Raw genomic sequence first — 19,832 nt, 5'->3', positions numbered from 1 at the left:
TTTTTGCAAGATGTTCAAGCCTATCTCGTTGTTGCGAGCTTGGTTGCGTTGTTTGTGCTGTTGGCAAAAAGCCGCGCTCACCCGGCTAAATGGATGGTGGGTTTAGCGGTCGGCTATTATTTAGCAGGCCTGGTGACGTTAGACGGGTTTTTAACCAGCTATGTTAATCCGGCGGTGATGACTTTAATGTTGTTATTGCTGGTTGGCATGGTGTTAGAAAAAACGACTTGGTTAAATCGATTAGCTGAAGGGTTATTTAAATCCAGCTTGCGTGTGACTTACGCTAAGATGGGGCTGTTTGTTGGTTTAAGTTCAGCCTTTTTGAATAATACCGCGATTGTCGCAAGCTTATTATCGGCAGCTAAAAACAACCGCTTTCAATTGCCTTCTAAGGTTCTCATTCCACTGTCTTACATTGCCATTTTAGGCGGAACCCTAACCCTGGTCGGTACCTCCACACACTTGCTGGTAAACGGTTTAATGGTGCAAGCGGGCTTTACGCCGTTTGCGCTATTGGATTTTATTTGGGTGGGCTTGCCGGTGCTGGTAATAGGGTCTTTAGTGATTGTGTTATTGGCGGGGCGTTTGTTGCCGACTATTGTGAGAGAAAGTACCAGCCAGCGCGATTACTTTATTGAGGCTCACATTAGCCCAAATAGCGTTTTTATTGGTCAATCGATTAAGCAGGCGGGTTTGCGCAACTTACAGAGTTTGTTTTTGGTTGAGTTAATCCGTGATGGTCAGTTGATCTCTCCGGTTTCACCGGATACGGTGCTGATGGGAAAAGATCGACTGTTGTTTGCTGGCGATGGAGACGGTGCCAATCAACTTAAAACTTTACCCGGTTTAACCCTACCAGGCCTGGTGGAAAGCCTAGATACCGATAACTTGGTTGAAGTGGTGATTTCGCCACAATCATCGGTGGTGGATTTGACGTTAAAGCAGGCCAATTTTAGAAACAAGTTTGATGCGGCAGTAGTGGCGATAAATCGTGGCGGTGAAACCTTGTCCGGCAAGCTGGGCGAGATTGCACTGCAAGCAGGGGATAAATTGCTATTGGCTACGGGGCATGATTTTAACCAACGCGAAAACTTGGCTAAAAACTTTTATTTTTTGTCTGAACGTAAACTCTATAGGCCGCTCACATCCATCCAAAGTCATCTAACGCTCTTTGGGTTTTTGGCGGTGTTGGGGTTGAATGTCGCCGGTGTGCTAGCGTTGTTTGATGGTTTATTGATATTGCTTGGTTTGTTTTTGGCGCTTGGTTTTTTGGGTGTAAAAGAAGTGCGCCATAGAATGCCGTTTGATTTGTTTTTAATGATCGGTTCAGCGTTGGTGATTGCCAGTGTGTTGTTATCATCCGGCGCCGCAAATTTAATATCTCACGCCATTATGCACCTGTTTGGGCAATGGGGGGTTATCGGCGCGTTTATCGGCGTTTATTTACTCACCCTAGTGATGACGGAAACCGTCACTAACAATGCGGCGGCGGCTTTGGCGTTTCCGGTAGCGATTGCTACAGCGCAAGGTTTAGATGTGAGTGTGTTGCCGTTTGTGCTAGCGGTAGCCTATGGTGCCAGCGCCAGCTTTTTAACCCCGTTTGGCTATCAAACTAACCTGATGGTTTATACGCCGGGTCAGTACCGCTTTATGGATTATGTGCGCATGGGCATGCCGGTATCTTTAGTATACTCCGTGACCGTGCTTGGTCTAACACCATTATTTTTTCCGTTTTAACCCTAGCAACCAACAACATTGTCGGTTAGGTTATTTTTTTAGTGTTTGTTAGAATAGCGGTGAGAACTGAATTTTTTGGAGGTAAGGTATGCTAAGTATCACTGAATTAACGCAGCGTGTAAAAGCAACGCCTGTTTCGCTTAGTCATTGTGAACGTATTGCTTTGTTGCAGGATGCGCACATTTTGGACTCCGATGAACGATTGAATCGTTTTTTTCAAGTGAAGGACGCTGATATTAGGTCTTTAGGTGGCGATAAGGCGAAAAGTAAACTAACACGTTCGTCTTATTCTGAGCATAAATCTAATTAATTATGTATAACGCAAAACCTGCTGTTGTTTATGGGTTTCACGGCATAGATAAAGATGCCGCGTTCAAAATCTTAATGCAAGAAGATCAGTTTCATCACAGTAATAACGATTATGACTGGCTTGGCGAGGGCGTTTATTTTTGGGAAAACAATCTTGAGCGTGCTCGCCAGTATGCTCAAGAAGACAGTCAACGTCAGCATTCAAAAATAAAAACGCCATTTGTTTTAGGTGCGGTGCTGGAGTTGGGAAACTGCTTAGATTTGCTTGATCAGCGATATATTGATTTCCTAGCCGTTGCCTATTCAAGGTTTATCGAAGATATGAAGGCAGAGGGTAAAGAGTTGCCTCTAAACCTGCCTGCTGTAGATGGTGATTTTGATTTTAAAATGAGAAAGCTTGATTGTGCTGTTATACGCTATGCATGTGCGCTTGCTCGTAAAGAAGGTTCGCCCTTTGATTCTGTTCGAGCCGCGTTTATCGAGGGCTATCCTATTTATGAAGGTGCCAAATTTTTTTCAGGAAATCATATTCAAATCGCCGTAATAAACCCTGATTGTATAAAGGGTATATTTCTTCCTCGCAATGCGACTGAGCAATCTGAATTTTTGACTGATAACACTTAGCCTTTTGCCATCTCTAGCCAGACAGTTCAATCATGCAAACGCGTGATTGCAGACATGAGCGATAAAAAAATGACTATTATTAATCCGTTTTTAACAAAGTAATAACCCTAATGACCCTTGAAAAAAATATCGTCTGGCATGACCATCACATTACCCAAGCAGAACGTGCCAATCAGAAACAACAAAAGCCTTGTATTTTATGGTTTACCGGTTTAAGCGGTAGCGGAAAATCGACCATCGCCAATGCGGTTGAGCAAAAACTGTTTCAATTAAACAAGCACACCTATTTGCTGGACGGCGATAACGTTCGTCACGGCTTAAATAAAGGATTAGGTTTTTCAGAAGCTGATCGAATTGAAAACATTCGCCGAGTCGGTGAGGTGGCGAAATTATTTAGTGATGCGGGGTTAATTGTTTTGACCGCGTTTATTTCGCCGTTTCAAAAAGACCGCGACATGGTGCGCCAACTCACCAGTCCTGGTGAGTTTATCGAAATCTTTATTGATGCGCCTTTAAGTGTCTGCGAGCAACGTGACCCCAAAGGCTTATACAAAAAAGCCCGTGCGGGCGAAATAAAAGACTTTACCGGCATTGATTCGCCCTACGAAGCACCGAAAAGCCCAGAGATTCATATCGCCAACAACGATATAGAAATTGACAAGGCTGCACAGCAGGTGATCGATTACTTACAACAGCATCAATACATTTAAAAAGAAACAAAAGCATGTTAGAAAAAATCAATATTCAGGAGATTATCCAAATCGCCAAACAAGCCGGTGACGCTATTATGCGCGTTTACCAAAAAGACTTTGCGGTGGAATATAAAGGTGATCAATCGCCGCTTACCGAAGCCGATAAAGCGGCGCATGACATTATTGTGGCGGGATTGGAGCAGTTGGAGATGGCTGTTCCAATCTTGTCGGAAGAGGGTAAACACCTTCCTTATGAAGAGCGTAAAGACTGGGAATACTTTTGGCTGGTTGATCCACTCGATGGCACTAAGGAATTTGTGAATAAGAACGACGAGTTTACCGTTAATATCGCACTTATTCATAAAGATACACCGGTGTTAGGTGTGGTCTATGCCCCGGCACTCAACCAATGCTATTGGGCAAAACAAGGCGAGGGCGCATTTAAAGAGGGTTTAAAACTACCACTCAAAACGGAGCAAGAACGCGAGACTTATAAAATTGTTGCCAGTCGTTCACACATGTCCGATGAAACTCAAGCCTTTATTGATGCGATTCAAACCGATAAACCAAAGGAATTGGTATCGATTGGCAGCTCGTTGAAAATTTGCCTAGTTGCTGAAGGCGAGGCCGATGTGTACCCACGACTCGGCCCAACAATGGAATGGGATACCGGTGCGGCGCATGCGATTATGCTTGAAGCGGGGATGCCTTTTAGCAAGTATAAAGATAATACGTTTTCACAACACTTGTATAATAAGCCAAATTTATTGAATGATTGGTTTGTAGCTGGACTTAAGTGAAGGTGGCTGGTAAAGGTGGCGTGATTTTGAATTTGGATAAAAAAAATAACCCTAAAGTGGATTTGAGCACCAAGCGTGTGGCGGTTTTGTTATGTACCTATAACGGTGGTAAGTATCTTCAAGAGCAGCTAGAGTCGATTGCACAGCAAACGCATCCGGTGATTGATATTTATGCCTCAGACGATGGTTCTAATGATTCAACGCACCGCATTCTCGAAGGCTTTAAGCCGCTTTGGACAAAAGGGGATTTTGTTATCTACCAAGGGCCATGCAATGGGTTTTGCGATAATTTTATGTCGTTGGTGTTTGATCAAAATATTCATGCTGACTACTACAGCTATGCAGACCAAGATGATATTTGGGAAGCTGACAAAATTGAAGCGTCTTTGAACCGACTTTTGCAATTAGATCAGACTAAACCGTTATTGTATTGCTCAAGAACCTGCTTGATCGATGAGAAGGGGAATATGTTAGGTTACTCTCCATTATTCCAAAAGAAGCCTAGTTTTGCGAATGCTTTAGTTCAGAGTATTGGTGGTGGCAATACCATGATGATGAATCAGGCCGCGAGGAATATATTGATGGATACGGCAGGTTGTAGTTTTGTAAGTCATGACTGGTGGACTTATATGCTGGTATCCGGTGCCGATGGTGAAGTGTTCTATGACCCGTACCCGAGCGTAAAATACCGACAGCATGCCAGTAATGTCGTGGGCGGCAATATGAGTTTTAAAGCACGGTTATTTCGGATAAAAATGCTTTTTGCAGGCCGTTTTCATGCATGGAATGATACTCACATGGAATCTTTAGCTCAAGTTCGACACTTGATTACGGAAAAAAATCAAAAGACCTTAGACGATTTCATGCGTGCCAGAGACAACCCACTTTTTAAACGCGTGTTTTATTACCTAAGATCTCGTGTTTACAGACAAACCTTGCTTGGAAATATTGGGCTTTGGGTAGCGCTATTTACGAGAAAGCTTTGATTTTTTTGGATGCGTTCTTGTGTTTGAAACAGGGGGGGCAGTCCAAGGATTAGATTTATTGATAAGTTTACGGTGGTCGTCATGAAGGCTCTTAAAATAACAAGAAAACTTTCGATAACTGTTAATTATCGAAAGTTTGGTTTTCTAGTAGTTTGAGCAGTGCATTGGAAAAACGAAGCAAACCAGTGTAACATTTTGTATCTTTTGTAATCCTACCCCCAATCGACAGCTAAAAACGGATATTTATAGTGGTAAGAAAAGTGGGTTTGTGGTGGGTTTAAAAGCCTGGTCTTGTGGGTTTGGTTTCGAAATATCAATATCTTACTTCTAAAGTAATGCTTGTTCCGCACATGCGTCATCAAGGTTAATGCTAAAGCACCAGGTCTGGTGCTTATGAAATTGACCTGGTCATTTTGATTGCGATTAAAAGCGAACTAGAGTCATAGCTAGTTTGGAAAACAGATTGCTAATAAATTAAAACTTTGTTAGAATTTTTCTATTAAGGTTAAAAGGTTGAGTCTGACTTAAAATGCGAAAGCGCTTAGTGAGCTTGTTTTTATTAATGCTAGTGGCTCTGCAATCAGTGCATGTGATGGCGACAATGCATCACACAAATGCTGAACATGAAGTACTGCATGATTCTTTAAGTCAATCTGAAACGTCTCAAACCAGTAACTATCAAGATCCACACGCTGGCCACTGTCAAGCCAGTCACCAGTTTAACTATCTGCCGAGTTTTAGTTGTGCTTTGTCTTTAAGTTCACAAGTGCAATCTTTGCAATCGGATTATCAAGTTCATTGGGTAACTATCCAATCCTCTCCTTTGTTTCGTCCTCCCAAAGCCTAGTTCTGGCGTATCTTATTCTCTTAGCATTTAATAATCGATTGGTTTAAAGCTCTTTGGAGCTTGATATTGGTCGTTCGCTTAGTTTGATAGGGTCGCCTAATAAAACATTTGGCGCATAAGTGCGCGTTGATTTTCCATGTTTACTAGGTGTATTTGCATGAAAGTTTTATCCATACCGCAACAAAAAACGGTTGTGATTCGTCCTTGGCTTCAAGCCATAAACCGGGTTTTTGCAAGCTTATTGTTCTGTACTTTGTGTGCAGGTGTTTCCACGAGTTGGGCATCGGGTACCACCTTGAATTTAGATCAGGCTTTACAAAAAGCCTTGGATTTAAATCCCGCTTTAAAAATTTATCGTTTTAAAAATCAATCACTTGAAGCTCAGCTTGAAACTGCCAGTTTAAAACCCGCTTATCAGTTAGGTTTAGAGCTGGATCGATTTGCTGGAACAGGCCAGTCTAGTGGTTTTGATAATTTAGAAGCCCTTGTGTCCATTTCATCACGTTTTGAGCTGGGACAGAAAGTGGATGCCCGACAACAGCTGGTCCGAAATGTTCAAGCTGATTTGGCCTTGCAAAAACAGTGGCAAGCATTGGACTTAATTGGTCAGGTTACCCGTCGTTATATTGAGGTTTTGCGGGCCCAGGAGCACTTTAAGCTGGCGCAAGAACGCCTTGAGTTAGCACAGTCGGCTCATCAAACACTCTCAAAACGGGTGGCCACTGGGGCTGTGTCAAGCCTGGAAGCTCGTAGAGCGAAGGCAGACCAAATCCAAGCCGAACTAGAATTGTCGCAACATGAAACCAATTTGAAAATTGCTCAAATGGCGTTAGCTGAAACCTGGGGTGAGCAAAGTTTAAGTTTTGAACGTGTGTCAGGTAATTTATATGAATTGGGTCGTGACCCAGCCTTCGAAGTGTTTTTTGAAAAACTAGAAAATAACCCAGAAATTCAATTGTTTGCCAGTCAAGAACGCTTAAAACAGTCTGAGTTGCGTTTAGCGCAAGCCGAGTCCAATTTGGATATTGATTGGTCTTTAGGTATTAGGCAAAGTCAGATGAGTGGTGACTCGGATTTGCGAATGCAACTTAGCGTTCCATTATATTCGGTTAAGCGCAACCAAGGGCGTGTGCAGGCAATTGAGGCCGAACAGCATAGCATACCGCTTAAAAAACAGCAGACTTGGCTGCGTTTTCACCGTCAGCTTTATCAAACTTATCAAAATCGTCAACAGGCCATCTTAACCGCTGAACGTTTACGAACTCAGCTTATCCCCGAATTACAGACGGTGATGAGCGAAATGGAAGCCGCTTATTTAGGTGGACGCTATAGCTATTTAGATTACATCACGTCGCGTCAAGAATTACTCAACGCTAAACGCCATTTGATTGAGGCGTCCAGTGGTGCGCTGACTTATGGTGTTGAGATCGAACAACTGACAGCTGAACCTTTATTGGATGGTTCAGATCGTATTAAAAATTTATGAATTTAGGGTGTTTTAAAATGAAAACATATTGTTTAAAAGGCTTTACTGCAACCAGCGTTGCGTTGGGTTTGGCATTGTTATTTGGCTTAGTTTCATCGCTTAGTTTTGCCTCTGGAGGTCATGATCATGGGGTTGAATCTCATGAAGAGATGGTTGAAAAGGGGCCAAATAATGGTCGGTTATTTTATACAGATCAAGTGCGCCTTGAATTAGCTATTTTTGAACGGGGTGTGCCACCAGAGTTTCGAGCTTGGGTAACGGATTTAGAAGGCAAGCCGATAGCATCAGATCGCATTGCGCTCAGGGTAACGCTTGATCGGTTAGGTGGGCCATCGGATGTGCATCGGTTTAGTCACCAAGGAGACTATTGGCTTGGCAATCTCGAGGTGTTTGAGCCACATTCATTTGATGTAACCGTGCGTTTATCAATCGATGATCAGTGGTATGAATGGCGTTATGCCTCTCATGAGGGACGTACTCAAATTAATGATGAATTGGCGCAACAAATCGGTGTCACGACAACCAAAGCAGGGGCGGGTGCTATCCAGCATAATCAAACTTTATATGGCCAACTTGTGATGAATCCGGACAATCAAGTCAAGGTTCAGGCTCGGTTTGCCGGTGTATTGACTCAAGTGAAAGCCAGCGTAGGTGAAACGGTTAAAAAAGGTCAAGTATTAGCTGAAGTAGAGTCAAATCAAAGTTTACAGCGTTATCAAATTAAAGCGCCCATGTCTGGCACGATTGTGCAACGTCATGCCAACGTGGGTGAACAAGCCAGAGATCAGGATTTATTTGTGATTGAAAATTACGCTTCGCTTTGGGCGCAAATGCGAGTTTTCCCCACACAACATGGCTTGATTAAAGTCGGTCAAAAGGTTCGCTTGATGCTAGCTGATCAAGTGGTCGAAGCTAAGATTGATTCTATATTACCCGGTAGTCTGTCTGAACCATTTCGGCTTGCTCGAGTGGTGGTGGATAACCCTAATCAACAATGGATGCCTGGTATGTGGTTAAACGCTCAAGTGAATGTAGGTGAAACAGCGGTCGGGTTAAGAGTCGATAATCGTGCTTTGCAGTCTTTTCGGGATTGGATAGTGGTGTTTATTAAAGTGGGCGATGAATATGAAATTCGACCTTTGGACTTAGGTGAGAGTGATGCGCAGTTTAGTGAAGTGTTGTCAGGGTTAAATGTCGGTGATGAGTATGTGGTTAACCAAAGTTATTTAATAAAAGCCGACATTGAAAAATCCGGCGCATCACACGATCACTAAGGGGTGACAGTATGTTAGAAACAATTATAAAAAATGCCATCGACCGTCGTTGGTTGATGATGTCTCTGGTGTTGATCATTATTGGTATTGGTGTATGGAGTTACCAAAAGCTGCCCATAGATGCGGTACCAGACATTACCAATGTACAAGTTCAAATTAACACAGAAGCCCCTGGTTATTCGCCACTTGAAGCTGAGCAGCGTATTACTTATTTGATTGAAAATGAATTAGCCGGGTTGCCAAAACTCGATTATACGCGTTCATTATCACGTTATGGTTTGTCACAAGTGACGGTGGTGTTTGAAGAAGGTACGGATTTATATTTTGCCCGCAACCTGATTAACGAACGCTTGGTGGCCATTAAAAGTCAATTGCCTACTGGTTTAGATCCTAAAATGGGGCCGATTGCGACGGGTTTAGGCGAAATTTTTATGTACACGGTAGAGGCTGAACCCGGCCAGTTAAAACCAAACGGAGAGCCTTATAACACAATGGATTTGCGTGAAATTCAAGATTGGATTATTAAACCGCAGCTGGCCAAAGTGCCAGGGGTCACTGAAATCAATTCAATTGGTGGTTTTAATAAGCAATACCATGTTACCCCCGATCCACTTAAGATGCGTCAATTTCAGGTGACTTTCCAAGACCTTCAACAGGCTTTGAAGTTAAATAATCGTAACTTGGGTGCGGGCTATATTGAAAAACAAGGGCAACAGTTTTTGGTGCGCTCACCCGGTCAGCTAGAGAGTTTGTTAGATATTGAGCAGGTGATAGTTAAGCAACTCGGATCGACGCCAGTTCGAGTGTCTGATATCGCCGAAGTATCGATTGGTAAAGAACTTAGAACAGGTGCGGCCACACGTAACGGCCAAGAAACCGTAATGGGTACGGCCATGATGTTGGTTGGCGAAAATTCGCGCGAAGTGGCCAATGCGGTGGCCGAAAAATTACAAGCCATCCAAACGTCTTTACCGCCAGGAGTGACAGCTGAGGCCGTATACAACCGGACTATTCTGGTGGATAAAGCGATTGAAACGGTGCAGAAAAATCTGATTGAAGGCGCTTTGTTGGTGATAGTGGTGCTGTTTTTATTGTTAGGTAATATTCGAGCCGCATTGATTACAGCGGCAGTTATTCCATTAGCGATGTTGATCACAATTACCGGTATGGTTGAAGCGGGTGTATCCGCGAATTTGATGAGTTTGGGAGCATTAGATTTTGGCTTGATCGTAGATGGTGCCGTCATAATTGTAGAAAATTCGATTCGGCGTTTAGCTCAGGCACAAAAACAGCAGGGAGTATTGGAACTAGCTGATCGACTGAAGGTGGTGTTTAGCGCCACAAATGAAGTAATTCGACCGAGTTTGTTTGGTATTTTGATCATCACGGTGGTTTATATTCCATTATTTTCACTAAGTGGTGTCGAAGGAAAAATGTTCGAACCTATGGCCGCCACGGTTGTCATGGCATTGTTAGGCGCATTGTTTTTATCACTTACAGTCGTACCAGCGGCGATAGCGATATTCTTAAATGGCAAAATTACTGAAAAAGAAAGCCCTATTATTGCTCAAACTAAGCGGGTGTATCGACCCTTATTGGTTGGGGCGCTTAAGTTTCGTTGGTGGGTATTATCGGCTGCGATATCCATGGTGGTGGTATCCGGTTGGCTTGCTCAAACCTTGGGTTCAGAGTTTGTGCCTAATTTGCAAGAAGGTGATGTGGCCTTGCACGCATTGCGTATACCGGGAACCGGTTTGGAGCAAGCGATTGATATGCAGTTTTTGCTCGAAGAAAAAATTAAAGCTTTCCCTCAAGTGGATAAGATTGTTGCCAAAATAGGGACACCCGAAGTGGCTACTGATCCTATGCCACCAAGTGTCGCTGATAACTTTATTATGATGAAACCACGCGAGCAGTGGCCTGATCCGGACTTACCGATGGAGGAACTGGTCGCACAGATTCAAGCAGTGGTTGAGACCTTACCAGGAAATAATTATGAGTTCACTCAGCCGATTCAAATGCGTTTTAACGAGTTGATATCGGGTGTGCGTGCTGATCTGGGCATCAAGGTGTTTGGCGACGATATGGATCAATTACTGGCTTCGGCTGAATCGATCAAACAAGTGGTAAGTCGACTTGAAGGGGCACAGGATGTGGCCGTAGAGCAGGTAACAGGTCTGCCGATGTTATCGATCGAACCAGACCGTTCAGCTTTGTCTCGATATGGTTTAAATATTAGTCAGCTGCAAGATGTCATATCAGCCGCTATTGGTGGTCAGGTAGTAGGTGACCTGTTTGAAGGTGATCGCCGTTTTGAGATCGTAGTGCGTTTGCCAGAAAAACTTAGAACGGATATCCAAGGGTTGGCTGATTGGCCGATTGAGTTGCCATTAGGCGGTTATGTACCTTTGTCAGAGGTGGCTAGTTTAGTTCTTACCACTTCACCCAATCAAATCAGCCGTGAAAACGGTAAACGTAGAGTGGTTATTACGGCAAATATTCGAGGTACTGATTTGGGCAGTTTTGTTCAACAAGCGCAAGAACGTATTGCACGTGATGTGAATCTTCCTGCGGGTTATTGGCTAGACTATGGTGGCACGTTTGAACAAATGCTATCAGCGCAAACACGTTTGATGATTGTCGTGCCTATCACACTAGCTTTGGTATTCGGTTTGTTGGTGATGGCATTAAACTCGGTTAGAGATGCAGGCATTGTCTTTACTGGTGTGCCCTTAGCTTTAACAGGTGGTGTATTGGCTTTATGGTTCAGAGATATGCCGATTTCTATTTCAGCGATGGTTGGATTTATTGCATTATCTGGGATTGCGGTACTAAATGGCTTGGTGATGTTGAGCTTTATTCGCAAACTTTGGCAGCAAACCGGTGACTTATTAAACTCGGTGATTGAGGGTGCGTTGTTGAGACTGCGTCCAGTCATGATGACCGCATTAGTGGCCAGCTTAGGTTTTGTGCCAATGGCACTTAATATCGGCACAGGTGCGGAAGTTCAGCGCCCGCTTGCAACCGTTGTAATTGGAGGCATTATCTCTTCGACGATTTTGACTTTGTTTGTATTGCCCATTCTATATAAGTTGGTTTATCGTCATCGTCAGCCAAATAGTTCGGAATAACCTGCACACCACCAGGCCTGGTGGTGACACATAAAAAAACCGCGTGATTCATAGAAACACGCGGTATAAAACTCGTCTATAAACAAAGATCTAAGGATAAATGATCGAAGTCTATATAAGTTGGTTTATAACCAATCTAACAATTAATCTGAAGGATTAAGGTCTTAAGTAAACATAACCTTGTTGCTGTAAGTGAGCTAGCTCGGCGACACCAGAAGGTACGATGTCGCTTTCTTGGGCATCATGCAACTCATTTAGAGCAATTTTTTTGCCTCTTAAAGTATTAGCACACACGTTAAAGTCGACGCCTTGAGACTTCAAATTATCAATACTGGCTTGTAAAGCTGGGTTGGTTTTTGCGTGTCTTAATAACTCTACGCCATTGCCGTGCATAACCACTTTAATATCGACTCTCTCTGCTCCTACACTATTGATATGGTTTTGAATGTTGCGGAGCGCGCCACCCTGTCTTTTAACATCATCATAATTAACGTGGTAAATGACTTTTTGCTCACTGTATTTACTGTCTGCCGCTAAAGTTTGGGTAGATGTCAAAGCCAATAAGCTTGCCAATGTGATGGAGAAAATGGTTTGTAATGTTTTCATCTGAATAACCTCATTATTTATATTTAATTATTTTTAGAAACCAAGGTTTCTTTGCTTCTCATATAAATAACGCGTTTATTCCATTTTTATTCCATCTTAGTTTTTTATCAGTCTATTAATTAAAAATATATAGCTATATTATTAAATTTTAATATAGGTCCAACCTTGCTTCATTTTAGCGACGACTTCATCTACCGCTGGCGAGTCGGTGCGTACTTTTTGGAGGAGTTCAAACTTTTCACCTTGTTTTTTCAAACGCTCTACGGTGCGTTGGCAAGCCATTAAATGCAAATTGTCGTATTGTGTGAGTAACTGCATAATTTGTTGCGAGCTGGCTTGTGAGGCGTCAAAAAGTTGAATACCTTCATGGTTGGTTACAATCTGGACGTTAGCGGATGGCTGGCTATCAAGCAAATAGCGTGCTTTTTCAAGTGTCGCGGCTAATTTATCGGGTTGGTTAGTATCTAGATGCACAACAAAATTGGAGTCGGCTGAGTGGGATTGTACAAAAGATGGAGCCGCCCCCTGATGTGTGATGATTTGATAACTGTATAGAGAAGCCGAGCCCAAAAAAGCGCCTAATATTATCGAAGCGGCCATACGGCTGAATGATTGGAGGGATTTAAGTTTAGGCAAGTTTTGCTTGGGTGGGGTAATGCGGGTGTAATATTGATGCAATTGACGTTTATTGTGTGTCAATTCGCACAGTTCGGCTTTCAAGGCCGGATTAGCGGCGAGTTTTTGTTCAAATGCCACCGCTTCGTCAGCCGACAGTTCGCCATCGATATAGGCATGAATTTGATAAAGAGTAAAAGGATGATTCATTTTTGGGCCTCCAGATAGACCACATTATTAGCACCGGAAACGGATTGCTCTTCTTTCAATAGTTGTTTAAGTTGGTTACGAGCGCGCGAAAGCCGCGACATGATTGTACCAATGGGTACGTCTAGTATTTCGGAAGTTTGTTGATAACTCAAGCCTTGTAAGTCGACTAGAGTAATAATTTCGCGTTGTCCGGCACTTAATTGCGAAATGGCTAGATGAATTTTTGAGTGGGTTTGTTCTTCAATACAGCTGTCTTCGGAAGAAGGGCTGGCAAGCTGATTGTCGATTTCGGTTTCTTCTACAAATAGCCATTTGTGGTCATAGCGCAATTTATCCATATAGAGATTGTGCATGATTTTGCACAGCCAAGGTGTCATGTCATCCAGCTGTTTGAGTTGATAATTTTTTTCAATCGCTTTAAGCATGGTCTCTTGCACTAGGTCTTGAGCAAGCGGTTTCTGTTGTGCCCAGGAGTAGGCCAAACGGTATAAGTTGGTGTAATTATCATGTAGTCGTTCATTAAACAGACTGGTTTGTGGGGTTGGCTTTACCCAGCGTTTGATGGTTTTTATAACTTTCATGTTTTTCTAACCAATAAGTGAATTCGTTGCTGATTTAACGCCTATTTTAAATAGTTTTCAAGCACATTAGAGTTTTAGAATATAAGGTTAAATATTTATAAGTTTTATTTAGGGTGGTATTAACTTTAATAAAAATGAATAATTGGGATTAAATAAACTTTATGAAATTATTCATTTAAAGTTAAGAGATAAAAAACGAGGAGTACCAGGCCTGGTACTCCTCGTTTCTAAAAATGAAAAGCTTTAAAGTTGGATTAGTTTAGGTGGGTCTTTGCTATCGAATGTAGTTTGTCAGCCTTAATGCCGGCTTCACTGGCAAAACCTAATGCACGCGCTAGACGAGCGGGTGCTGAGCGCCCCATGCATTTGTGTTGAGGATCGCCAGCAAAGGCTTCTGATAAACCTTGCATTAAACGTTTTCGATCTTGTTTTTGATGGGTCAGCCAGTCTTGAATATCTAATACATCATTTGCTACGGCTTGCATCAAGTCAGGGTGTTGGGTTTCAAGTTGTTGAACGTCGCCACCAGCTTCTAACCCAGCGATGTTCGTCGTCAAGATATACAGGTTTTTACGCACCAACTCATATTCGAGTTCATCGGGTGAATCGACAATATAGCTAGGCAAGTCAAGTTGGGCTAGCGCGTCGAAAATTAAGCGCGCTTTGGGGCCATAAATGGGAGAGGGCATGACTACCTTGCTGTCCATGCCTTTCTTTTTTTCAAACCAAACTGAAATAACGGTTGGGTTTTCGATGGCATGCGCTTGCCAGTCGCGAGGTAAAAGCTCGTTTTGAATAAGCACTAGGCAGTCTTGCCAGGCGTCCGGCACTTCGGCTAGTAAGGTGTGAATGTCCGCTTCGCCAACTGCGATGATGACGGCCTCGGGGTTGATGTGGTTAACCAGTTCCGCCATTGAATTGTGGCGAGTCACTGGGGTGACGCTGTAACCTAATTTTAAACAACCACGAGCAAATACGCTCCCTAACTCGCCTAAACCGACGACAACGACACTTTTATTCATGTGACCCACTCCTAATGTTTTACAATGGTTGACTAGTTTAATAAGGATCAGATGGAGACGCAATGGACAAAGAACGCATCCCGTTTACTTGGCATTACTATGCGATGGGCTTAGGCGCGGTGGGCTTGTTTTTAGCCTTAACTTTATTGGCTTGGGGATCGGTTGTGAGCGCTTTGGGTTTTATTATTCTCTCACACCCCGTGATTCGTTTTAGCGGACCAACCCGAACAGTATTTTTATTATTGTTTGCAGTGATGTATGGATTTGCCTTTCCAGATGCAGATACCGTTCGCAGCTTAATGCTGGATTAAAGTGGCATTAAGCTTGGGATGCTAGTCGGCTCGCTTCTCGTGCTTGCTGGATGCGTTTAACCATTAGGCTGATGATTAGGATCAGTCCGGCCGCTACGCCCATTGAGGCGGAGATTGCACTATCGAGCCAGGCGGCTAAGCCCAGTCCAATCAATACAGAGGTTTGCGCGAATAGAACCGCATAAAGCAACATTTTTGATAGGCTATTAGCAAATAAATAAGCCGTGCTGGCCGGTATCACCAGTAGCGCCACCACCAGGATAGAACCGACGGCATCAAATGATGCTACTGCGGTAATCGAGACTAAACTCATTAGTACATAATGCCAAAATGCGGCGCTTATACCTAAAGTGGTGGCGAGCAATGGGTGAAAGCTGCTGAGTTTAAAGCGTTCGAATGCCATTCCAATCACCAATAAGTTAATCAATAACACGCTCAGCGATAACCAAAAAGCTTTGGGTCCCCAGTTAATCTCAAAAGCTTGCAGATTATTAAAGGGAATAAAGGCCATCTCGCCAAATAGCACATGGTCATGGTCCAAATGCACATTGTCGGCATAAACAGCAATTAAAACGATCGCTAAGGCAAATAACCAGGTGAATACCAATCCCAGGCTGGCATCGGATGGCACTGCCGCTTTTTGATGAACCCATTCACTTAACCAAGCCGTTAAAAGCCCAATCAATACGGCTCCACTCAGTAACCAGAGTATATTGGTTTGGCCAAATAACAGATAGACCAATACAATTCCTAATAAGACCGAATGACTAATCGCGTCACCTAGCATCGACATGCGGCGTAAAATCAGCAGGCTGCCAACTAATGCACAAGAGGTGGCAATTAAACTCGCCGTAATGAAAATCCAAAATTCATACATGGCGTTGGCCTCGAACCCAAGGGGCAGCTAACCAGGACAAGCCAAATAACAAACCAAGGATCAGTACAATCCAGGGGCCGGTGGGCATGTGAGGAACCATAAAAGAAATCTGCGTGCTGATGCCCGCGCTCATTACACTCAAAATCGCCGCGATGATTAAAAGCGTCCTTAAAGATTGTGACCAGAAACGCGCAATTGTAATCGGGATAAGTAAGGCGGCCGCCATTAATACCACGCCCACAATTTGCAAGCCGATCACAACGGTTAATACAAGCACTAAGGCAAAGCTCAATTCGTAAGCTTTTAAGTTTAGTCCCAAAGTTTGAGCATATTGCGGGTCAAAGCTCATTAATCGTAACTTGTGAAACACGAGCGCAATAAAACAGAGTGAAATAATCGCCACCCAACTTAACCAAACGACATCTTGTTGAGTGATGGCGGCGGCTTGACCAAATAATAAACGGTCTAGACCCGCTTTATTAGGTAGGTCGAGCGTTTGGATATAGGATAATGCCATCATGCCGATGGAGAAGAATAGCGATAAAACGATCGCCATCGCGGCATCGCCTTTGATTTTGCTAACCCTTGTGATCCAGCTAATAAGGTAATAAGCGAGTAAACTTGAAAGTAGTGCTGAAACAAGCACCAGGCCTGGTGCTTTGCTTTCAAATAAAATAAACGCCACCATAATGCCAGGCAAGGCCGCGTGTGCTAGCACATCCCCAATTAAAGCGCGTTGACGTAATACCGCAAACCCACCTACTACTGCGGCACTGACACTGAGTAATAGAGTGCCGGTTAATACCCAAACTAGGTTGGCATCTTGCCAAAAAGCCAGCATTAATTTGTCCCCGCTGGTTTGGCGAGGTCAAGGTTTTGCAAGATAGGCAAACGACCGTCGTAGGTTTTATTTAAATTATCTAAAGTTAATACTTCATTAATTGGACCATAAGCCACGAGACCTGCGTTGATCATAATCACCCAGTCGAAATAATCTTGTAGAGTATTAAGATCGTGATGCACACATATCAAGGTTTGCTGGTTTTCTTTAAGTTGTTTGAATAACGCAACAATCGCTTTTTCAGTCGCCATGTCAACACCGGCAAAAGGCTCATCCATCAAATAGAGTTTGGCTTGCTGGGCGAGGGCACGGGCGATAAAAACACGTTGTTGCTGGCCGCCGGATAGCTGGCTGATTTGACGTTGTGCAAAGGCCTGCATGCCGACCTTTTCAAGACTTTGCTGTGCTAACTCTTGGTCTTGTTTAGTGGGGCGTTGCCAAAATTTAAGTCGGCCATGTCGCCCCATTAGAACCACATCCAATACGCAAATCGGAAAATCCCAATCGACTTCTTCACGTTGTGGAACATAAGCAATATTGTGATATTGTTTTTTGAGTGGTTGACCGAAAAACTCAACCTTTCCCGACATGTGTGGCAATAAATTCATCAAGCCTTTTAATAAGGTGGATTTACCGGCACCATTAGGGCCGATAATGGCGGTAGCTTGAGATTGAGGTAACCTAAGATTGATTTCTTGCAACACCTTGCTGGTTTGATAACCTAAGGTTAGGTTTTGCGTGCTTAATGCGTTCATTTCAAAGCCTTTACAATCGTATTGGTATTGTGGCGAAGCATGCCAATATAGGTGTCAGTGCCGTGTTTACGATCGCCTAGGGTGTCGGATAACAACTCGCCCCCTAAGGTGAGCTGACCTCCTTCAGCTTTGACGCCTGCAATCAGTGATTCAATCGAACGTTTTGGTACACTTGGTTCCATAAATACCGCTTTTACTTGACGTTGTTTAATCACCTCTTTGAGTAAGCGCAAATCATTTAAACCAAACTCTACCGTGGTGTTAATGCCTTGTAAGCCCATGACATCTAAGCCGTAACTAATACCATAATAGTTAAAGGCATCGTGGGCGGTAATGAGAATGCGTTGGTTTTGTGGAATGGCCATAATTTGCTTGCCAATCCAGCGATGTAAGTCATCTAGTTCTTGAATATAAGCTTCTGCACGTTTTGAGAAATAATCGGCTTGTTCGGGAAGATGTTCAGTTAAGGTGGCTTGCACACCTTTAGCGGCTTGTATCCAGAGGGTGACGTTTAACCAAATGTGCGGATCAATCACACCTTCTTCATGGATCAGATCGTCCTTGTTTAGGAAGCGCGATACTGGAATCACGGGTTTGAGTGAGGCAAGGTTTTCTAACACCGATTGCATGCGGCCTTCTAAACCCAGCCCATTATAAAATACTAAGTCGGCGTGGGCGAGTTTGCGCATGTCGCCAAATGTCGCTTTGTAATAGTGTGGATCTATGCCAACCCCCATTAAGCTGGTGGTTTCAATTTGGTCACCACCAATTTGTTGAACTAAGTCCAGCACAATATTGGTAGTGGTCACCACCTTTGGCTTCGCCATTAAGGCCGATGCAAAGCTGAGTGTGATCGCTAGTGTTGTGAGTTTTAATAAGTTATTCATTTATCCACGTTGTGTTGAGTGTGCTAATCAAAAGTTTAGTCTAGGCTAAACTTAATCAAAAATCCAGTCTTGAGTTTGTAAATAATGCGCATATTAAAAAATAATCTATGGCTACTGAGCTTAGCAAAATCGATTTTTAGTGCGGTTTTTGAATCAAAAATTGGGTAAAATCAAATTCCAATGCACTAAAAAGCAGATTTTTGCCTTTTTATGGGGCAAAATGGGAGTTTGTGACTTGTTTAAGCTGTTATAAGGAATGGTATGTCGGCGTCCAAGGCGATAGAAGATTATCTAAAATGTATTTATAAACTCGAAGACTTAAGTATTAAAGACAAGGGGGTGCATACCTCTGCACTGGCAAGTCGTTTAGGCGTGGCGCAAGCCTCGGTTTCTAACATGATTAAAAAACTGTCTGAGCAAGGTTATGTTGCCTACGAACCTTATTACGGTGTGTCTTTAACTGAAAGCGGGCGTCAGTTAGCCTTGCAAATGATTCGACGTCATCGAGTGATTGAGCAATATTTAGTTGAACGTTTGGATTATTCGTGGGACGAAGTCGATGCGGAAGCCGAAGTGCTGGAGCATGCCGTCAGCGACAAGTTAGTGGATGCGATGTGGGATGCGTTAGGCCGACCTTCACATGATCCGCACGGCTCGCCTATTCCTGACCAAGATGGCCTAATTTTGCCCCAAAACTGGTTGCCTTTGAGTGAGTTTTCAGAAGGTGCCCAAGTGCGTTTATCCAGAATTAAAAATCGCTCACCAGATGAATTACGTTATTTGTCTTCTATCGGCTTAACCATGGGTGTAGAAGTACGCATCAAATCTAAAGCACCATTTAACGGTCCGTTAATGATCGAAGTCAATGAGTGTTTGCATGCACTCGATTATCGGTTAGCGAGTGCTTTATTAGTTGAAACAGGTGATGTTACATGAAAGATCTAGCCGAGAAGAGCGCCTGGGATGAATTGCTAGATGGTTTGGCTACCGCCGTGATTTGGGTCGATCACCAGCAGAAGGTCGGTTATATGAATATTGCCGCGGCTGAATTATTACAGGTCAGTACCAAGCGAATTGTCGGTGTGCCTTGGAAAGTCTTGCTACCAGGCCTGGTGGATGATTTAACGAGTTTTGGTGAACAACGTTTAACGATTCACGAATATCAAGTTCAACTTCCTGATTTACAGCGCATCCGTATTAGTTGTACTTTTTCAAACTACGAACATAACGGTCAAGACGGC

The 19,832-nt window shown here is 43.3% G+C and carries 21 protein-coding genes; 13 read left to right on the top strand and 8 right to left on the bottom strand.

What is annotated here, in order from left to right; genetic code table 11:
• The first annotated feature begins 3 nt into the window (after positions 1–3).
• From VIM91_RS00390 to VIM91_RS00345, 10 genes are all read left to right on the top strand, one after another.
• Complete coding sequence (locus VIM91_RS00390) at positions 4–1,737, top strand: SLC13 family permease (protein WP_331862864.1); 1,734 nt, start codon at positions 4–6, stop codon at positions 1,735–1,737.
• 88 nt (positions 1,738–1,825) lie between these two features.
• Positions 1,826–2,047: a hypothetical protein gene (locus VIM91_RS00385; protein WP_331862863.1), complete on the top strand. Its 222-nt coding sequence runs from the start codon at positions 1,826–1,828 to the stop codon at positions 2,045–2,047.
• Between the two features lie 2 nt (positions 2,048–2,049).
• Complete coding sequence (locus VIM91_RS00380; RefSeq protein WP_331862862.1) at positions 2,050–2,670, top strand: hypothetical protein; 621 nt, start codon at positions 2,050–2,052, stop codon at positions 2,668–2,670.
• A 110-nt stretch (positions 2,671–2,780) separates the two neighbouring features.
• Positions 2,781–3,380 carry an adenylyl-sulfate kinase gene (gene cysC / locus VIM91_RS00375; protein ID WP_331862861.1) on the top strand — a complete coding sequence of 200 codons (600 nt, stop codon included), beginning with the start codon at positions 2,781–2,783 and terminating at the stop codon, positions 3,378–3,380.
• Positions 3,381–3,394: 14 nt separating this feature from the next.
• Positions 3,395–4,162, top strand: coding sequence for a 3'(2'),5'-bisphosphate nucleotidase CysQ (cysQ, locus tag VIM91_RS00370; protein ID WP_331862860.1), 768 nt, complete (start codon positions 3,395–3,397; stop codon positions 4,160–4,162).
• A gap of 26 nt (positions 4,163–4,188) precedes the next feature.
• Positions 4,189–5,148 (top strand): glycosyltransferase family 2 protein, encoded by a 960-nt coding sequence (locus VIM91_RS00365; protein WP_331862859.1) that lies wholly within the window; start codon positions 4,189–4,191, stop codon positions 5,146–5,148.
• A gap of 529 nt (positions 5,149–5,677) precedes the next feature.
• Entirely contained in the window at positions 5,678–5,995 is a 318-nt protein-coding gene (locus VIM91_RS00360) for a hypothetical protein (protein WP_331862858.1), read from the top strand.
• 157 nt (positions 5,996–6,152) lie between these two features.
• The gene (locus VIM91_RS00355) at positions 6,153–7,481 is read left to right on the top strand and encodes a TolC family protein (RefSeq protein WP_331862857.1); all 1,329 of its coding nucleotides are present in this window, start codon (positions 6,153–6,155) and stop codon (positions 7,479–7,481) included.
• Between the two features lie 17 nt (positions 7,482–7,498).
• Positions 7,499–8,755, top strand: coding sequence for an efflux RND transporter periplasmic adaptor subunit (locus tag VIM91_RS00350; RefSeq protein ID WP_331862856.1), 1,257 nt, complete (start codon positions 7,499–7,501; stop codon positions 8,753–8,755).
• A gap of 11 nt (positions 8,756–8,766) precedes the next feature.
• Positions 8,767–11,886 (top strand): CusA/CzcA family heavy metal efflux RND transporter, encoded by a 3,120-nt coding sequence (locus VIM91_RS00345; RefSeq protein ID WP_331862855.1) that lies wholly within the window; start codon positions 8,767–8,769, stop codon positions 11,884–11,886.
• A 156-nt stretch (positions 11,887–12,042) separates the two neighbouring features.
• Here the strand turns inward: VIM91_RS00345 and VIM91_RS00340 are convergent, their stop codons facing one another.
• From VIM91_RS00340 to VIM91_RS00325, 4 genes are all read right to left on the bottom strand, one after another.
• On the bottom strand, positions 12,043–12,492 hold the full coding sequence (locus VIM91_RS00340; protein WP_331862854.1) for a DsrE family protein: 450 nt from the start codon (positions 12,490–12,492) through the stop codon (positions 12,043–12,045).
• 141 nt (positions 12,493–12,633) lie between these two features.
• Positions 12,634–13,317: a hypothetical protein gene (locus VIM91_RS00335; RefSeq protein WP_331862853.1), complete on the bottom strand. Its 684-nt coding sequence runs from the start codon at positions 13,315–13,317 to the stop codon at positions 12,634–12,636.
• Positions 13,314–13,898 (bottom strand): RNA polymerase sigma factor, encoded by a 585-nt coding sequence (locus VIM91_RS00330; protein WP_331862852.1) that lies wholly within the window; start codon positions 13,896–13,898, stop codon positions 13,314–13,316. Before VIM91_RS00330 ends, VIM91_RS00335 begins: the two co-directional genes overlap by 4 nt.
• A 254-nt stretch (positions 13,899–14,152) precedes the next feature.
• The gene (locus tag VIM91_RS00325; RefSeq protein WP_331862851.1) at positions 14,153–14,920 is read right to left on the bottom strand and encodes a hypothetical protein; all 768 of its coding nucleotides are present in this window, start codon (positions 14,918–14,920) and stop codon (positions 14,153–14,155) included.
• Between the two features lie 62 nt (positions 14,921–14,982).
• On the opposite strand from VIM91_RS00325, the gene VIM91_RS00320 reads away from it, so the two are divergent.
• Positions 14,983–15,231 (top strand): hypothetical protein, encoded by a 249-nt coding sequence (locus VIM91_RS00320; protein WP_331862850.1) that lies wholly within the window; start codon positions 14,983–14,985, stop codon positions 15,229–15,231.
• Positions 15,232–15,238: 7 nt separating this feature from the next.
• Here VIM91_RS00320 and VIM91_RS00315 read toward each other — a convergent pair whose 3' ends face one another.
• Genes VIM91_RS00315 through VIM91_RS00300 form a run of 4 tightly spaced genes read right to left on the bottom strand, consistent with a single transcriptional unit; the run spans position 15,239 to position 18,591 of the window.
• Positions 15,239–16,108 carry a metal ABC transporter permease gene (locus VIM91_RS00315; RefSeq protein WP_331862849.1) on the bottom strand — a complete coding sequence of 290 codons (870 nt, stop codon included), beginning with the start codon at positions 16,106–16,108 and terminating at the stop codon, positions 15,239–15,241.
• Positions 16,101–16,949: a metal ABC transporter permease gene (locus VIM91_RS00310; protein WP_331862848.1), complete on the bottom strand. Its 849-nt coding sequence runs from the start codon at positions 16,947–16,949 to the stop codon at positions 16,101–16,103. The genes VIM91_RS00315 and VIM91_RS00310 overlap by 8 nt, the downstream gene beginning before the upstream one ends.
• Positions 16,949–17,704, bottom strand: coding sequence for a metal ABC transporter ATP-binding protein (locus tag VIM91_RS00305; protein ID WP_331862847.1), 756 nt, complete (start codon positions 17,702–17,704; stop codon positions 16,949–16,951). Before VIM91_RS00305 ends, VIM91_RS00310 begins: the two co-directional genes overlap by 1 nt.
• Positions 17,701–18,591 (bottom strand): metal ABC transporter solute-binding protein, Zn/Mn family, encoded by an 891-nt coding sequence (locus VIM91_RS00300; RefSeq protein WP_331862846.1) that lies wholly within the window; start codon positions 18,589–18,591, stop codon positions 17,701–17,703. Before VIM91_RS00300 ends, VIM91_RS00305 begins: the two co-directional genes overlap by 4 nt.
• 261 nt (positions 18,592–18,852) lie before the next feature.
• On the opposite strand from VIM91_RS00300, the gene VIM91_RS00295 reads away from it, so the two are divergent.
• Together VIM91_RS00295 and VIM91_RS00290 are read left to right on the top strand one after the other, a co-directional pair.
• Entirely contained in the window at positions 18,853–19,527 is a 675-nt protein-coding gene (locus VIM91_RS00295; protein WP_331862845.1) for a metal-dependent transcriptional regulator, read from the top strand.
• Positions 19,524–19,832 (top strand): PAS domain-containing protein (locus VIM91_RS00290; RefSeq protein ID WP_331862844.1); only part of this gene is annotated, 309 nt, incomplete at its 3' end. The genes VIM91_RS00295 and VIM91_RS00290, both read left to right, overlap by 4 nt.

Source organism: Thiomicrospira sp. (genome assembly GCF_036568485.1).
Classification (GTDB): Bacteria; Pseudomonadota; Gammaproteobacteria; order Thiomicrospirales; family Thiomicrospiraceae; genus Thiomicrospira.
The sequence above is the reverse complement of the archived record's forward strand: the minus strand, read 5'-3'. Positions and strand labels throughout refer to the sequence as shown.

Bases quoted from the DNA above. Each gene is read 5' to 3' on its own strand.
- VIM91_RS00305 (WP_331862847.1), bottom strand. From the start codon at position 17,704: ATGAACGCATTAAGCACGCAAAACCTAACCTTAGGTTATCAAACCAGC.
- cysQ (WP_331862860.1), top strand. From the start codon at position 3,395: ATGTTAGAAAAAATCAATATTCAGGAGATTATCCAAATCGCCAAACAA.
- VIM91_RS00380 (WP_331862862.1), top strand. From the start codon at position 2,050: ATGTATAACGCAAAACCTGCTGTTGTTTATGGGTTTCACGGCATAGAT.
- VIM91_RS00310 (WP_331862848.1), bottom strand. From the start codon at position 16,949: ATGCTGGCTTTTTGGCAAGATGCCAACCTAGTTTGGGTATTAACCGGC.
- VIM91_RS00335 (WP_331862853.1), bottom strand. From the start codon at position 13,317: ATGAATCATCCTTTTACTCTTTATCAAATTCATGCCTATATCGATGGC.
- VIM91_RS00350 (WP_331862856.1), top strand. From the start codon at position 7,499: ATGAAAACATATTGTTTAAAAGGCTTTACTGCAACCAGCGTTGCGTTG.
- VIM91_RS00360 (WP_331862858.1), top strand. From the start codon at position 5,678: ATGCGAAAGCGCTTAGTGAGCTTGTTTTTATTAATGCTAGTGGCTCTG.
- cysC (WP_331862861.1), top strand. From the start codon at position 2,781: ATGACCCTTGAAAAAAATATCGTCTGGCATGACCATCACATTACCCAA.
- VIM91_RS00355 (WP_331862857.1), top strand. From the start codon at position 6,153: ATGAAAGTTTTATCCATACCGCAACAAAAAACGGTTGTGATTCGTCCT.
- VIM91_RS00385 (WP_331862863.1), top strand. From the start codon at position 1,826: ATGCTAAGTATCACTGAATTAACGCAGCGTGTAAAAGCAACGCCTGTT.
- VIM91_RS00345 (WP_331862855.1), top strand. From the start codon at position 8,767: ATGTTAGAAACAATTATAAAAAATGCCATCGACCGTCGTTGGTTGATG.
- VIM91_RS00340 (WP_331862854.1), bottom strand. From the start codon at position 12,492: ATGAAAACATTACAAACCATTTTCTCCATCACATTGGCAAGCTTATTG.
- VIM91_RS00300 (WP_331862846.1), bottom strand. From the start codon at position 18,591: ATGAATAACTTATTAAAACTCACAACACTAGCGATCACACTCAGCTTT.
- VIM91_RS00295 (WP_331862845.1), top strand. From the start codon at position 18,853: ATGTCGGCGTCCAAGGCGATAGAAGATTATCTAAAATGTATTTATAAA.
- VIM91_RS00325 (WP_331862851.1), bottom strand. From the start codon at position 14,920: ATGAATAAAAGTGTCGTTGTCGTCGGTTTAGGCGAGTTAGGGAGCGTA.
- VIM91_RS00320 (WP_331862850.1), top strand. From the start codon at position 14,983: ATGGACAAAGAACGCATCCCGTTTACTTGGCATTACTATGCGATGGGC.
- VIM91_RS00330 (WP_331862852.1), bottom strand. From the start codon at position 13,898: ATGAAAGTTATAAAAACCATCAAACGCTGGGTAAAGCCAACCCCACAA.
- VIM91_RS00315 (WP_331862849.1), bottom strand. From the start codon at position 16,108: ATGTATGAATTTTGGATTTTCATTACGGCGAGTTTAATTGCCACCTCT.